Origin of the sequence: Odoribacter splanchnicus DSM 20712 (assembly GCF_000190535.1) — a bacterium.
GTDB lineage: Bacteria > Bacteroidota > Bacteroidia > Bacteroidales > Marinifilaceae > Odoribacter > Odoribacter splanchnicus.
The window spans coordinates 3,280,122-3,295,220 of record NC_015160.1 but is presented as its reverse complement, the minus strand read 5'-3'; the positions used below and the strand labels follow the sequence as shown (position 1 = coordinate 3,295,220).

Sequence of the window (15,099 nt, the reverse complement as noted above, 5' to 3'; positions counted from 1 at the left end):
AACCCTTTATCATCTTCTGAAAAAATATACGCTATGTTAGAAACAGCATTAAAAGACCAGTTACGCACCATTTTTGCACCGCTGGATTCCCGATACACTTTTTTAATCCGGCTTAATCCCCGACACGAAAACCGGAATGAATTGATCGAACTATTAGAGGATGTCGCCTCTTGTTCAGAAAAAATCAATTACCGGCTGGAAGAAGGAGAGGGGCTGGAATTTGAATTGCTGAAAAATGAACAAAAAACGAGGATCAAATTCCGGGGCATACCGAACGGTCACGAATTCACTTCTTTACTATTGGCCATCCTCAACAGCGACGGCAAAGGGAAAAACATACCCGACGGGAACTTACAGAAACGTATAGCAGCCTTGAAGGGACCGATCCGGTTAACTACCTATGTATCCTTAACATGTACGAATTGTCCGGATGTTGTACAGGCCTTGAATCTGATGGCTATCCTGAACGACAACATAGAACACGAAATGGTAGACGGAGCGATAAATCAAGCCGAAGTAGAGGCTCTGCATATACAGGGAGTGCCTTCGGTATATGCCGACGGTAAGCTCATACACATCGGACGGGGAGAATTCGGAGAACTCCTTGAAAAATTGGAGGCGACCTACGGTTCGGAGAATACCGGCCAGGAAATCCCGGAAAAGAAATACGACGTCCTGATCGTAGGAGGTGGTCCGGCAGGCTCTTCGGCAGCCATCTACTCGGCCAGAAAAGGACTGAAAGTAGCCATCATTGCCGAGCGTATCGGAGGCCAGGTGAAAGAAACCGTGGGTATCGAAAATCTGATTTCTATTCCTTACACGACAGGTAGTCAGCTTGCCGATAATCTGCGTACCCATCTTCAACATTATCCGATCGATCTGTTCGAACATCGGAAAGTGGAAAAAATGGAGCATACCGGAAAAGAAAAAATTCTTTCGGTAACCGGAGGAGAAAAATTTGTCGCCCCGGCTATCATTATCGCTACCGGAGCTAGTTGGCGGCGTTTGAATGTACCTGGCGAAACAGACTATATCGGTAAAGGAGTAGCTTTTTGCCCCCACTGTGATGGTCCTTTTTATAAAGGAAAACACGTGGCTGTCATCGGAGGAGGTAATTCAGGAATCGAAGCAGCGATCGATTTGGCGGGAATTTGTTCTAAAGTAACTGTTTTTGAATTCCTGGAAGAGTTAAAAGCCGATCAGGTATTACAGGAAAAAGCGAAAAGTCTGCCTAATGTAGAAATTCTGGTCAACTCCCAAACAACCGAAGTGGTGGGAGACAAAGAAAAAGTGACAGGCATTCGCACAAAAGACAGGACAACGGGTAATGAACGCTTGTTCCCCCTGGACGGTATTTTCGTACAAATCGGACTAGCAGCCAATAGCAGTGCTTTTAAAGAAATTGTCGCGACCAATCGTCTGGAAGAAATCATCATCGATGCCCATTGCCGGACCGACATTCCGGGTATCTATGCAGCCGGCGATGTTTCCACCGTCCCCTATAAACAAATTATTATCTCAATGGGAGAAGGAGCCAAAGCAGCACTCTCAGCTTTCGAAGACCGTATTAAAGGGGTATTGGATTAACATCACTTTATTTTTGATTCGGTTCGTTTCTCAGGAAGCCTGAAAAGCGAACCTTATCCGTTTTCTAAAATATACACAAAAACAACAATACCCAAGTTGCTAATCCTGTCAACTTTCACTAAGTCGATGTTATTATTTATACATAGAGAAGCTGAACAAAAGGGAATTTCAAGACATAGCCCAATCGAATACCAGCACATATTGTCAGGAAATAAAAAGAACCTCGCCAAAGAAAAAGCATCTATAAAATCGATGAACTTTATAAACTTTCGCCCAGGTGACTATTCAATTATAGATGATCTCGACTCCATAGGCGGGGACATCCAGAATTATTTTCGAATTATCATAGCTAAAACGGTTACCGAATAGGGAAGAGAAGTTTTCCTCCCGTTTCATCTCCGGTAAATCGAGCTTTAAAGAGACCGTTTCTTTGCCTTTGTTGAAAACTACGAGGACATTTTTACCGAAAAAAGAACGGATATAAGCGTAAATTTGCTTTTCCACCCGAAGGGGGATAAAATCCCCATAGAGTAAAGCCATATGTTCACCTCGCAATTGATTTAAAGCACTCAGCTTCGATTTCACGTTCAGCTGTTCGTCGGTCCATTCCTCCCCCTGCCCAAGTATTCCTTCCTTTTTCGGCCAACCGATTTCATCCCCTTCCCCAACCATAGGAATCCCCGGAATCGTCACATTAAAAGCCAGAAATTGGACTAATTTCCGATAGACCGTATCCTGTCGCTCACTCTGTACAGGCAAAAGGGAAAATTCATCGGTACGGGTGACAAAACGCGGAGCTTCGCCGTTACCCGAATAATGAATCCCTAAATAGTCATTCTCCGCATCCTGAAAAGTAGCATTCAATGCCTGTGCTAAAATTTCAAAACCCGTATTCGACCTGGCAAAAACCGCAGTGGCTTTATCAAAAACAAAACGGTCTAATCCGGCAAGACTGTCCGTTACGACAACGGTCAGCCGGCACCGCCGAGCTTCCAGCTCCAACTTTCGAAGATCGGCAGACAAACTATCAGCCGAAGCTTTCGGAAACAAATAGAGCGTATTTATCCCCAAGTCTTTGAAATAACCTTCTACCATTTTTTGACCGATAGCAGCAACCTCTATATTCGAATAAGCCGGGTTCATCGAATCGGCTATGAACCCGGTATCCGGCGTGGCCAACTCTTTCACTTCCAAACCATAAATAACTGTAGTCCTCTTATCTGTATCGTTCAATTGCCCGACTTCGGTAATCAATTTGCCTCGTCTAAGAGGGATAATAATCGCATTTGAAATACTGAAACTATCTCTCGCCCAAATCCTCAACTCTCCATACTTCAACTGACGGGCAGCTTCGGGTAACACGATACCTACCCTCTTTTCCGTACAGGAAAGGAAATTTTCTGCCAGTTTATAATTTTGAAAATAAACAGCCCAGTCTATTACCGGAGAGGTACTCTGTAAAAAAAACGTATCTCCCCTTACTTCATCGGTACCGATATAAAAACCGGCATCCGGATTCGGCCGCATCACCGGAATCTGATAATCATATCCCTCGTAACGGATGTTCATCCCGGATAATAACACACCTGAATCCCCGGCAATTACTCCTAACGTAGAGGCCGTTTTGTCCCAATACAACTTTACACCGGCAAACGGAGTAATTTTTTTAATTTTTTCAGGATATAAGAAATAATCCTTCAGATCGACCCAAGTGGTATCGGACTTCAGAAAAACGGGCGAAGCCAAATGGGACAGGCCCGGTTGATCGGGAATTCGCAATTCTTTTGTCCTGCAACACACGATACAGGATAAAATTATAAAAGGAATCAATATTCTCATCAACATTCGTAAATCATTAACTTATCAAAGATATAATAAATTTATTACCGATCGACAGACAGAGTAGAATCCCGTACAATTAATTCGGGTTTCAACAACCGGGTCACTGTCGGGACCTCCTCTTTATCCTCGATGCGGCGAATCAACAAACCGGCAGCGATATTCCCTACCCGATACCCATCTTTATTCACGGTAGTCAAAGCGGGAAAGGTTACTTCTGTCGATGGTTCGTTACCATATCCGCATACAGCAACTTCTTCCGGTACCCTGCATTTCATCTGCCGAAGTACACTCAATACATGCACGGCAAAGGCATCGTTAGCGGCAAAAATACCATCGACTCCGGAATGCAACACCAATTGCCGGGTAATTCTATAAACTTCCGACACATCCTCACATTCGACGATCAGTTTTTCATCGGTGAACAAATGCCGGTCTTTCAACGCCTGCAAATATCCTTTTTCTCTTTTCTGCGCCCAAAGATAACGGCGGGGCAAAGCGATATGTGCAATCTTCCGGCATCCACCGTCAATCATATGTCTGACCACCGTACAGGCTCCTTTATAATCATCTTCGAGTACCCGGTCGGTATCCAGATTGGGAGCTATACGATCGAAAAACACCATCGGAATCCCCTCATGCTGCAATTTCACAAAATGATCCAGGTCATTCGTCGTCCTGGCAGGCGCAACTACCAAGCCATCGATCCCGGATTTCTGGAGAAACTGACAGATCTTTACCTCTTGTTCATAATCCTCTCCATTTTCAAACACAATCACCTTATACCCCGATGAATATGCAGAACGAATCACACTACTCACAGCACAGGCATAAAAATAATTTCCTAAAAAAGGAACCAGCATAGCGATCGAGTTAGATCTTTTATTTCTCAGACTCAATGCCAACGCACTAGGTTTATAGTGCAATTCCTGTGCCAAAGCCCTCACCCTTTCCTGAGTAGCCCGGCTAATATCCGGATGCCCCTTCAGTGCACGCGAAACGGTAGAAGGAGCCAACCCAAGTATTTCAGCCAATTTTTTTAAGGATACAGAAACTGCCATATCGACTTTTTATTTTTTAACGCCTGTAAGTATGAAAAGTTTCAGAAAGCGATTTCTGTTATTTTCTGAAATAAAAACGATTATAACACAAAAGTTCTCGGAAGTTTAATATAGTTTTGATACGAAATAACTAGCTAAATCAAGATATATATTTTACATTAAACAAATAAAACAGTGTATGTACGCGTAATTATGAATTTATGAATAAAGACTAAAAGCAAAACAACAGTCCATAAAAATGCAGAAATAGGTTACAGACGATTATTTAATTCTTATTTTTTATTATGTTTGTCACATTCCTTAGAGAAGGGAAATATAGAATTTAGTCGTTATTTTATTCTTGTCAGAGAAACCGCCAATTTTGAACAAAAGCAAGAATAAAATGTAATGTTCATGCATAAGCGTGGGCTGTTGTGTTTTGCTTTTAGGTGCTTGGCGGTACCCTTCTGACAGACACTCGGAACACGCTTTTTTTAGAACTAAACTACGATTAAAATGAATATTAGTGCGGAAGAATTCCACATCCACTTTATCAGCTATGCAAATATCCCCTTTAAGGCAGGAATATATGCCAGTGATCTGTCTATAGACTGGGGAGACGGAACAAGTTCAATTCTGAAAGAAAAACAATACTTCAACATCGTCCATCACTATCAGCAAGAAGGACTGTTTCATATCAAAATTTCAGGCCACCGGATTTCAAATCTGAATGTCAGCCGGTTAAATTTAGTCGATTTACAACTCGAACATTGTCCTTCTTTGGAATATCTGAACTGTTCGATCAATGAATTGAAGGAACTGGATCTTTCCTCATGTCCGGCATTGGAAGAGTTGCATTGCAATTCCAATAATTTACAAACCCTGGATCTCAGTTCCAATCCAAAGTTGATGCAATTGAATGTTTCCTATAATCTTTTGGAAACCCTCGACCTTTCTTTATGCCCTAAGCTTCAATCTTTGTATTGTTCATTCAATCACCTGACTTCCGTTTGTTTGAACCATTGCAGGGATATTCTTTATATAGACTTGTGTAATAACTTATTAAATAAAGAAAAATTAGATCTGTTATTCAGCCAATTACCCCACCGGACGAAACGGGCCATGATCTATTATCTGGAAAACCCAGGCAGTGAATTTTCTGATTATCATCTTCTCAAACTAAAAAACTGGGATTAACAGATACTTTTTAGTTTTTAGTTTTCACTTTTTGACCGAAATAATATAACTTTGCGCCTCATAAATATCAACAAAATAAGGAATTAAATAAAATATATTATGGGAAGAGCGTTTGAATACCGCAAAGCACGCAAATTGAAAAGATGGGGTAATATGGCCCGTACGTTTACCAGAATCGGAAAAGAAATCGATATTGCCGTAAAAGCCGGTGGCCCCGACCCAGCAAACAATACCCGTCTTCGTATTCTGATTCAGAATGCCAAGGCTGAAAATATGCCTAAAGAAAATGTAGAACGGGCTATCAAACGAGCAATCTCTAAAGATACTTCTGATTACAAGGAAATCACTTATGAAGGATATGCACCTTATGGCATTGCCATCGTTGTAGAAGCAGCTACAGACAACAACACCCGGACCGTGGCGAATGTACGCCATGCCTTTACCAAGTTCGGGGGTTCGCTAGGAACGACCGGCTCACTCGACTTTATGTTCGACCGGAAGTGTGTATTCAAAATCAATAAACCGGAAAATTTCGATCCGGATGAATTCGAACTGGAAATGATCGACTACGGAGTAGATGAAATCTTCGAAGACGAAGATGGAGTAATCAATCTCTATGGCTCGTTCGATGCTTACGGAAATATCCAAAAATACCTGGAAGAAAATAAATACGATATCGTCAGCGGAGAATTCACCCGTATCCCTACCGATACGAAAGAATTGACCCCTGAACAAAGAGCAGAAGTTGATAAAATTCTGGACAAACTGGATGAAGATGATGACGTAACCAACGTTTACCACAACATCAAAGAAGATTAATTCCGTTTATTCTTGCAGAATTAAAAATATTGTTGCATATTTGCACCCGCAAAACGGAATTTATCCGTATGCGACAAAATGATGACTTCGTAGCTCAGCTGGTAGAGCAATTGACTCTTAATCAATGGGCCGAGGGTTCGAGCCCCTCCGAGGTCACTGAGAATAAACCACCTACTTTCGTAGGTGGTTTTCTTTTTATGCTTGTTTTTCTACTATTTAAGCAAGTTGTTTTAACTAACAATCATGTCCCGGAACGATTCAGGAAACGGCCGAATTATAATGATGACTCCAGCCAACCAATAACCCGGATTTCTTATATCCGGCACTAATGTATCCCGAAACCCGTAGCATACGACTAATTTTACCGGACGAGGTGATGTTGCCTCAGTTAAAATTATTAATATCATGATAATAGGTTATCTACGTGTCAGCACGGAAAAACAACATCCGGCCAACCAGCAGGATGAAATCAGGCGTTTTGCCGAAAGTAAACAACTCATCGTCAATCATTGGGTCACAGAAGTTGCCAGCGGCAAAAAGAGCGAACGCGACCGCAAACTGGGCGTACTGTTACGCCGACTTAAACGAGACGACACACTGATCGTCACGGAAATTTCGCGTCTGAGCCGGACGCTCACGGATATCATGGCGATTATGGGCAAATGTCTGGAAAGGGGAATAAATCTTTATACGACCAAGGAAGGCTACTCGTTCGACAACACGATCAACAGCAAAGTTCTGTGTTTCGCTTTCGGACTGGTGGCGGAGATCGAACGTAACCTTATCTCTATGCGTACACGCGAAGCGTTGGCACTACGGCGTGCGGAGGGAATGGTTTTGGGACGGCGCCACGGTAGCTATACCAAGATGAACGTACTGATCAAGAATCGACAGGTCGTCATTGCGATGCTTAATAAAGGGAAGTCCATAAACGATATTTGCAAACATTTCGATCTTTCACGCGATACGTTTGCCAAATTCAGGATGAAATACCCATCTGTCCAGAAGGCGCTGAACAAAAAAGAACAGCTTAGAATCAGTCGATTTAAAAACAAACAAATCAATGCTTAAGAAATGACGGAAATTCAGGTATATCACCGGATTCCCGCTCGATTTGACAGAAAGCCGCCATAACTATCCTCCTTTATGTGTTTATACGTTGATTAAAACGTTGGTTTTCAACTACAAATTTATATCGTTTTTAGTATATGTACAAGATTAATATATAATATTTTTATAATCAAAGAATTATGATTGCCCATATGTGCCGTTATATGGTTTTATACCATGTATTATTCGTCCGAGGCGTTCAGAGGAACGTTTAAACAAGATAGATACAAAGGATAACATCCAAGTTTATCGTTGGTTAGAAGTATTAATCCGATGATATTTGAATGTCGAATGAAAAAAATCTTATTCTTTCTATTTACCTGTGCATTGACCATTGGAAGCGTGCAGGCACAGGAAGCGGCGGATTCTATAAAAATCTATTATCGCCGCGGGTACCGTAATGTCGATCCTTCATTCCGGGACAATCGGTCACAGCTGGAGTATTTCTTAAATTCGATCGGCGCGACATTAAAAAACGACCGTGTAGAAAAGATCGTCATCCGTTCATATGCCTCTCCCGACGGAGCGGTGCAGGCAAACGAACAATTGGCGGCCCGGCGGGCGGAAGAGCTGAAAGCCTATCTTGTCCGCGAAGGAAACGTTCCTCCCCATCTGATCGAACATCACGCCGAAGGTGTCGCATGGAACATGCTACGGGAGCAAGTCGTAGCATCCGACATGGCAGGACGTAACGAAGTATTGGACATTCTCGACCATACTCCGCTATGGATTTACGATGACAAGGGACACATCGTCGACGGCCGTAAAAAGCAGTTGATGGATTTGCAGAAAGGTAAACCGTATAATTATATGTTGGAGCACTTCTTTCCCGATCTGCGCAACAGCGTCAATATCACGCTCTATCTGCATGTCGTAGAGAAAAACTGCGAAAAACAAGCTGAAGCGGCTCCATCATACAAAGCCGAAAACACCGAGTCTTTACAAACTATCCTGGCCAAAGCACCTGCGGATAAGGAAATAGCCCCTCCTGCAACATCGACACCGACAACCGTCGATGTAAAGCCGGTACGTTCGTATCCGGCAAATACCGTCGGTGTACACGCTGGATACTGTACCTCATGGATCACCTCTTACGGACTGACCTCATCGGCAAAACCGGGTTACGAAATCGGCGTAACCGACCGGGTCAGGCTCAGCCGGCAACTGCCGTTCTACCTGCGAACAGGAGTGAGCTTTATAAACAAAGGATACGAAGTCAACGGATTCGACGACAGTCGTACCACGATGAATTACATACAGATCCCTGTGGGTATCGACTACACCGTCGCGTTAGGAAAACACTTCGCATTTATACCGTTCGCAGGATTATATTACGCAGTCGGTATAGGCGGGAAACGTGAGGTTGAAGATGAAAAAATCTCCATCTTTAAAAAAGAAGGTGGATTTTCGCGCCACGACATGGGCGTTTCGTGCGGGGTCGATGCTGCGTTCGGTCGCTTCATTATCGGAGCGGATTACCATACAGGACTTATCGATATCGACAAAACCGACACGATGTACGGGGAAGACAACCACAAAGTAGGATACAAACATGTCAGGAACCACTGTTTCATCGTTAGAATGGGAATTAATTTTTAATCTGGAAATGTCATGAAGAAGATAATAACTTGTATGATTTTTGGCTTATTGTCGTTGATTTCCTGTACGGAGTACGACGAAATCGCCATATGGAACAAGAGCGAGTATATAGATTCGCGTCTGGCCGCGCTCGAAGAGTTGTGCAGCCGGATGAACACCAATATAACCTCCCTTCAACTGATCGTAGAAGCATTGCAGGGCAACGATTACGTGACCGGTGTAACCCCGGTAGTAGAAAACGGGAAAACGATCGGCTACACGATCACCTTCATCAAAAGCGGTCCTGTAACGATATACCACGGAAAAGACGGCCAGCAAGGTACGGCGCCGGTGATCGGGATCAAACAGGATGGCGGCATCTATTATTGGACGTTCGACGGTGAATGGCTGACGGACGACCGTGGGGATCGGGTCATGGCACAAGGTATGGCCGGCAAATCGGCCTACGAACTGGCAGTCGAGAAAGGCTACCGGGGCACGCTCGAAGCATGGCTTGCATCGCTCAACGGAAGTAATGGCAACGACGGCAAATCGGCCTATGAACTGGCGGTCGAAAATGGTTATCGGGGCACCGAAGAAGAATGGCTGGAATCCCTCAAAGGCGATAACGGAAACAAAGGCGATAACGGCATCACCCCTAAGTTGGAGATCAGGGAAGACGGTTATTGGTATATCTCTTACGACGGGGGACAAATGTGGACTAAACTGGATCGGGCTACGGGCGATCCCGGCCAGAACGGAGATTCGATGTTCAGCGATGTTGACAATTCCGATCCGGATTATCTCGTTCTGACACTGTCTGAAAACGGCGAACAGATAAAACTGCCTTACTACAAAGACAAATTCGACCTTTTGTTCGTCTCGGGAACCGACAAAGTGAAAGAGATGACGGTTTACTGTAGCGCAGGTACAACGGCAGTAGTAAACTACGAATTGACGAATCCTTTGAACGCACAAATTTCCATCGCATGCATTTCGCACAGCGGATACAAGGTCACGGTAGATAAAACCGGTAAGAAAATCTCTGTTTCCGCTCCCGACGATCCGGCAGCGATCAGCGAACCGGAAAGCGGGATACTGGTATTCGCTTCAGACGACGAACGCACCATAATGCGAAAACTGGTTGTCAAACAGATGAAGTATATCGAATATACGGCACACCAACAACTTGGGTGGAATAATGGTGCATATGGCCCTCGTTTCGGGGGTAAAAACTGCACGTTTCTTGACGAGCAATGTACATACGACAAAAATACCAAAGAGGGTAAATGGGCTTATACCGGAACGGTCGAACGGGTGAACGACGGTGCATTCCTCTATGAAGACCAAATAATAAGCATTGTCTTACCTTCAGGGATCGAGATAATAGAGGGTGTCGCTTTTCAGCAGAGCAGCATAGAAACAATTGAATTACCGAATACTTTAAAATCAATTGGAAATACTTGTTTCGGGTATTCAAAACTGACCCGAATTACCATACCGAAAAGTGTTGTCTCATTGGATAGGGCTGTATTTAGTAAATGCGCCGAATTGATTTCGGCCGATATTCAGGCCAATATTGAAGAATTACCCTCCAATACATTTGAGCAATGCTCTAAATTACAAAATATCAAATTGCCGGAATCACTAAAAAGAATATCTAATAATACTTTTATAAATTGTTCTCTCTTGGAAGAGATCACAATTCCCGATGCAGTTACCGTGATTGATGATAAAGCTTTCAGTCAATGTTCATCATTGAAAAAAGTAATTCTCGGAACACAACTCGAAAGAATCGGTACAAATGCATTCAATCGATGTTCTGCATTGGAAACGATCTTATGTCCGGATGAGACTCCGGCTACCTTGGGGAAAGGTGCTTTTCCCGTAGCAGACGGCTGGACAGTCACCAATGCCAGCTATAGAATATATGTTCCTGACGAACAACTCGAAACATACAGACAAGCTTGGCCGGATTATTGGGCTGCCCCCAATAATTTCCAAATAACGAAAGTCATATATGGGATAAGCTCGATGCCTACGCAATAGGTATAATGACATTTAATAAATATTCCTCGGATCGTTTGATCCGAGGAATATTTATTAGGACAGGTCTTCGGTAGATCTGCAATTTTTGTAAAACATTTCGCTTATTCCCGCTTCAGGGCAGATGATCGCTGTGATCGCTGAACTTTCCCGAATCACCCGAACAGACTGCGGCAGATGTCCGCTATTCTGGAAACGAATGCCACTTCGATATGAGTCGCTTTGCGGGTAAATCCTTTTTTATTTCCCAAGGGCACAAAGATTCGTTTAAAACCTAGTTTTTCAGCTTCCGATATCCGCTGTTCGATGCGACTGACAGCCCGAATCTCACCTGAAAGCCCGACCTCTCCGGCAAAAACCGTATCTGCCGGAAGAGCTGCATCGATATTCGACGACAAAACAGCCATGACTACGGCTAAATCCAGTGCCGGATCACTCACCCGGATACCACCGGCAATATTCAAGAAAACATCTTTAGCAGCCAATTTAAAACCGACCCGTTTTTCGAGCACTGCCAATAGCATATTCAAGCGACGCGAATCAAAGCCCGTAGCAGAGCGCTGAGGAACTCCGTAAGCGGCTGTCGACACCAAAGACTGTACTTCCAATAAAATCGGTCTCACGCCCTCTACAGTAGCAGAAACCGCTATTCCACTCAATTCCTGATCATGATTGGACAAAAGTAGTTCGGAAGGATTGGTGACCTGCCTCAATCCTGATTGCAACATTTCATAAATCCCGATTTCGGAAGTCGAACCGAACCGGTTCTTCATCGAACGTAAAATACGGTACATATATTGCTGATCACCTTCAAATTGCAGAACAGTATCCACCATATGTTCCAATATCTTGGGACCGGCCAATTGGCCGTCTTTCGTAATATGGCCGATCAATATAGTAGAAATCGTATTTTCTTTGCTAAAACGGAGTAAGGTATTGGTACATTCACGAATCTGAGACAGACTACCGGGAATAGAGTCTACAGCTTCGGTAGCTAAAGTCTGTATCGAATCGATAATCAATAAATCGGGCAAAATAGCACGTGCATGCTGCAAGACCATTTCCAAAGAATTTCCGGAAAGGAACAGACATTCGTCGTTTTCGGCTCCTAAACGCTGAGCTCTCATCTTTATTTGCGAAATACTTTCTTCACCGGATACATACAACACTTTTCCACAACGGTTATGAAGAGCGAACTGCAATACTAAAGTCGATTTACCGATACCCGGTTCACCACCTAACAGAATCATCGATCCCGGAACCATACCTCCTCCCAATACCCGGTTCAGCTCGTTATCTCCGGTATCCATCCGAACATCTGCATTCACTTTGATCTCAGACAAACGCAACGCTTTGGAGGAAGGATTACCTATTACTGCATTCCCCCGGCTTTTCGAAGTTACCTCGACTTCTTCCACAAAACTATTCCATTCGCCGCAAACATTACAACGCCCGGTCCACTTAGTCTCTTTCGCCCCGCAATTCTGGCACACATATATTGTTTTCGACTTTACCATATCAACTTATAATCCGATTAATAAAATTCTTCCTCATCTTCCCGGATACCGTTATTCATTTCTTTCACTTCTGCCTCGGAAATCGTCTCATCACAATCCAGACGCTTATTGATTCCGGCAGGACGGTCGAAAGGACGGTCGGACATTTTCAATCGGGGATCGGCATAAGCTTTCAGCAAAAATTTAGCCCAAATAGGTAAGGCCATACTAGCTCCCTGTCCATTAGCCAGATTTTGGAAATGGATGGAACGATCTTCTGCTCCAACCCAAACGCCACCGACCAAGTCGGGAGTAACACCCATAAACCAACCATCGGCATGCTTTTGGGTGGTACCGGTCTTTCCCCCCATCGGATTCATCAGTTTATATTTATAACGCAAACGGACACCTGTCCCGCCAGTCACTACGCCTTCCAGCAAATTACACATCAGATAAGCCGTATTCTCAGTGATGACTTCCCGGGATTCGGGACGGAATTCCTGAAGTACATTCCCATATTTATCTTCAATCCGATAGACAGGCAGCGGAGAATTGTATACACCCTTATTCGCAAAAATCGAGTAAGCAGCCACCATTTCTTTTACCGTAATTTCAGCAGTACCTAAAAATACAGAAGGTACCGGATCGATAAAACTGGTAATCCCCATCTTATGGGCCATTTGAGCAACAGCTTCGGGAGTAAATTGTTTCAATACCCAAGCCGAAATATTATTCTCCGAATTGGCCAATCCCCAACGTAAAGTAACCATTTCTCCCTGACGTTTCGTACCTCCCCGTGCCGACCAGGGTTCACCTGTCGGAAGGATAAAGGTTTGGGGAATATTCGGCACTTTATCACAAGGCCCGAGACCTTCCTGCATAGCCAGGGTATATAAGATCGGTTTGATGGTAGAACCGACCTGTCGCTTTCCGGCACTCACCATATCGTACATAAAATAACGGTAATCCGGTCCGCCGACATAAGCTTTGATATAACCTGTCTGAGGCTGCATAACCATAAATCCCGAGCGGAAAAATGATTTATAATGTTTGATAGAATCCAAAGGTGTCATCACTGTATCCCGGATACCGCTCCAGGTAAATACCTGCATTTCCAAAGGTTGATCGAACGTCTTCCGGATTTCGTCGAAACTCATCCCTTGCTTACTCAGTACCCGATAACGCTCGGACTGACGGATAGAACGGTCCAGCACCTCTTCAATCTCGGCAGGTGTCATGTCGTTAGAAAAAGGAGGACGGTGTTTTTTCACTTTTTCTTTATCGAATAAAGGCTGTAAATCCTGGGAAAGATGCTCGCGTACGGCTTCTTCAGCATATTTCTGCATCCGGGAATCCAGAGTCGTATAGATTTTCAATCCATCGGAATACAGATCATAATGCGAACCGTCTACTTTTACATTCTTTTTACACCACCCATACAAAGGATTGGTTTTCCAGGCAACCGAATCCAGCCTGAACTGTGATAAATCTCTGTAACGTTTTCTATCGGGCTTATTCGCAGTCATAAACAAACGAAGATATTCCCGGAAATAAGTTGCTAATCCTTCTTTATGATCGACCCGTTTAAAATTCAATCCCAAAGGTAACTTCTTTAAAGAATCACACTCTTCGCGGGTGATTTTATCGTATTTATACATTTGAGATAAAACGACATTCCGGCGATTTAGAGTGAGCTCAGGACGACGGACCGGATTATAGTAAGAAGAATTCTTAGCCATCCCGATCAACATAGCCGCCTGTTCGACTTTCAACGAATCCAAGGGAACCTGGAAATAAATATCTGCAGCCGAACTGATTCCTACAGCCAGATTCAGAAAATCATATTTGTTGAGATACATGGTCAGAATTTCTTCTTTCGTATAGCTTTTTTCCAAACGTACTGCAATCACCCATTCCCGGAATTTACGAATCGCCAATTCAAACACATTCAAATCGGATTCACGGGGAAAGAGCATTTTCGCCAATTGCTGACTAATGGTACTTCCACCTCCGGCCGAAGTATTAGCCGTAAGTAATCCCTTAGCTACCCGGAACAATCCCCTCACATCGACTCCGCTATGATCGTAAAAACGGACATCTTCGGTAGCGATCAACGCATCGATCACAGATTGTGGAATTTCCCGGTATTCGATATATTTCCGGTTCTCCTTCTCAAAATAACGGTTCATGATAGGCCCGTCGGCAAAATAAACTTCGGAAGCAAACCGATTATTGGGATTCTCCAATTCTTCAAATGTAGGCATAAATCCTAATTTCCCGGCCGATATCAACCAAAAGAAAACAAAAACTCCGATAATGCCTACCAGCACTACCGACCAAAAGATCACAAAGAATTTCCAATATTTTTTAAACATTTTACCTAATAT

10 protein-coding genes and 1 tRNA gene are annotated in these 15,099 nt (G+C 43.6%); 7 read left to right on the top strand and 4 right to left on the bottom strand.

Annotated elements, in window-relative coordinates; all coding sequences use genetic code 11:
* Window positions 1–33: 33 nt before the first annotated feature.
* Entirely contained in the window at window positions 34–1,587 is a 1,554-nt protein-coding gene (gene ahpF, locus ODOSP_RS13890) for an alkyl hydroperoxide reductase subunit F (RefSeq protein ID WP_013612936.1), read from the top strand.
* Between the two features lie 285 nt (window positions 1,588–1,872).
* Here ahpF and ODOSP_RS13885 read toward each other — a convergent pair whose 3' ends face one another.
* Both ODOSP_RS13885 and ODOSP_RS13880 read right to left on the bottom strand, forming a co-directional pair.
* Window positions 1,873–3,432, bottom strand: a complete 1,560-nt coding sequence (locus ODOSP_RS13885; protein ID WP_013612935.1) for an alpha-glucosidase C-terminal domain-containing protein — start codon at window positions 3,430–3,432, stop codon at window positions 1,873–1,875.
* A gap of 38 nt (window positions 3,433–3,470) precedes the next feature.
* Window positions 3,471–4,487, bottom strand: a complete 1,017-nt coding sequence (locus ODOSP_RS13880; protein ID WP_013612934.1) for a LacI family DNA-binding transcriptional regulator — start codon at window positions 4,485–4,487, stop codon at window positions 3,471–3,473.
* Window positions 4,488–4,982: 495 nt separating this feature from the next.
* On the opposite strand from ODOSP_RS13880, the gene ODOSP_RS13875 reads away from it, so the two are divergent.
* From ODOSP_RS13875 to ODOSP_RS13850, 6 genes are all read left to right on the top strand, one after another.
* Window positions 4,983–5,663 (top strand): leucine-rich repeat domain-containing protein, encoded by a 681-nt coding sequence (locus ODOSP_RS13875; RefSeq protein WP_013612933.1) that lies wholly within the window; start codon window positions 4,983–4,985, stop codon window positions 5,661–5,663.
* A 99-nt stretch (window positions 5,664–5,762) separates the two neighbouring features.
* Complete coding sequence (locus tag ODOSP_RS13870; protein ID WP_013612932.1) at window positions 5,763–6,482, top strand: YebC/PmpR family DNA-binding transcriptional regulator; 720 nt, start codon at window positions 5,763–5,765, stop codon at window positions 6,480–6,482.
* Between the two features lie 83 nt (window positions 6,483–6,565).
* Window positions 6,566–6,638: transfer RNA gene (locus ODOSP_RS13865), tRNA-Lys, on the top strand.
* A gap of 249 nt (window positions 6,639–6,887) precedes the next feature.
* Window positions 6,888–7,553 carry a recombinase family protein gene (locus ODOSP_RS13860; RefSeq protein WP_013612931.1) on the top strand — a complete coding sequence of 222 codons (666 nt, stop codon included), beginning with the start codon at window positions 6,888–6,890 and terminating at the stop codon, window positions 7,551–7,553.
* A 330-nt stretch (window positions 7,554–7,883) separates the two neighbouring features.
* On the top strand, window positions 7,884–9,191 hold the full coding sequence (locus ODOSP_RS13855) for an outer membrane beta-barrel protein (RefSeq protein WP_041556870.1): 1,308 nt from the start codon (window positions 7,884–7,886) through the stop codon (window positions 9,189–9,191).
* Between the two features lie 12 nt (window positions 9,192–9,203).
* Window positions 9,204–11,219 carry a leucine-rich repeat protein gene (locus ODOSP_RS13850; protein ID WP_013612929.1) on the top strand — a complete coding sequence of 672 codons (2,016 nt, stop codon included), beginning with the start codon at window positions 9,204–9,206 and terminating at the stop codon, window positions 11,217–11,219.
* Between the two features lie 152 nt (window positions 11,220–11,371).
* On the opposite strand, the gene radA is transcribed toward ODOSP_RS13850, so the two are convergent.
* Together radA and ODOSP_RS13840 are read right to left on the bottom strand one after the other, a co-directional pair.
* Window positions 11,372–12,733 carry a DNA repair protein RadA gene (gene radA, locus ODOSP_RS13845; protein ID WP_013612928.1) on the bottom strand — a complete coding sequence of 454 codons (1,362 nt, stop codon included), beginning with the start codon at window positions 12,731–12,733 and terminating at the stop codon, window positions 11,372–11,374.
* Window positions 12,734–12,750: 17 nt separating this feature from the next.
* On the bottom strand, window positions 12,751–15,087 hold the full coding sequence (locus tag ODOSP_RS13840) for a transglycosylase domain-containing protein (RefSeq protein WP_013612927.1): 2,337 nt from the start codon (window positions 15,085–15,087) through the stop codon (window positions 12,751–12,753).
* Window positions 15,088–15,099: the final 12 nt, after the last annotated feature.

Bases quoted from the DNA above. Each gene is read 5' to 3' on its own strand.
- ODOSP_RS13875 (WP_013612933.1), top strand. From the start codon at position 4,983: ATGAATATTAGTGCGGAAGAATTCCACATCCACTTTATCAGCTATGCA.
- ODOSP_RS13880 (WP_013612934.1), bottom strand. From the start codon at position 4,487: ATGGCAGTTTCTGTATCCTTAAAAAAATTGGCTGAAATACTTGGGTTG.
- ODOSP_RS13840 (WP_013612927.1), bottom strand. From the start codon at position 15,087: ATGTTTAAAAAATATTGGAAATTCTTTGTGATCTTTTGGTCGGTAGTG.
- ODOSP_RS13855 (WP_041556870.1), top strand. From the start codon at position 7,884: ATGAAAAAAATCTTATTCTTTCTATTTACCTGTGCATTGACCATTGGA.
- ahpF (WP_013612936.1), top strand. From the start codon at position 34: ATGTTAGAAACAGCATTAAAAGACCAGTTACGCACCATTTTTGCACCG.
- ODOSP_RS13850 (WP_013612929.1), top strand. From the start codon at position 9,204: ATGAAGAAGATAATAACTTGTATGATTTTTGGCTTATTGTCGTTGATT.
- radA (WP_013612928.1), bottom strand. From the start codon at position 12,733: ATGGTAAAGTCGAAAACAATATATGTGTGCCAGAATTGCGGGGCGAAA.
- ODOSP_RS13870 (WP_013612932.1), top strand. From the start codon at position 5,763: ATGGGAAGAGCGTTTGAATACCGCAAAGCACGCAAATTGAAAAGATGG.
- ODOSP_RS13885 (WP_013612935.1), bottom strand. From the start codon at position 3,432: ATGTTGATGAGAATATTGATTCCTTTTATAATTTTATCCTGTATCGTG.
- ODOSP_RS13860 (WP_013612931.1), top strand. From the start codon at position 6,888: ATGATAATAGGTTATCTACGTGTCAGCACGGAAAAACAACATCCGGCC.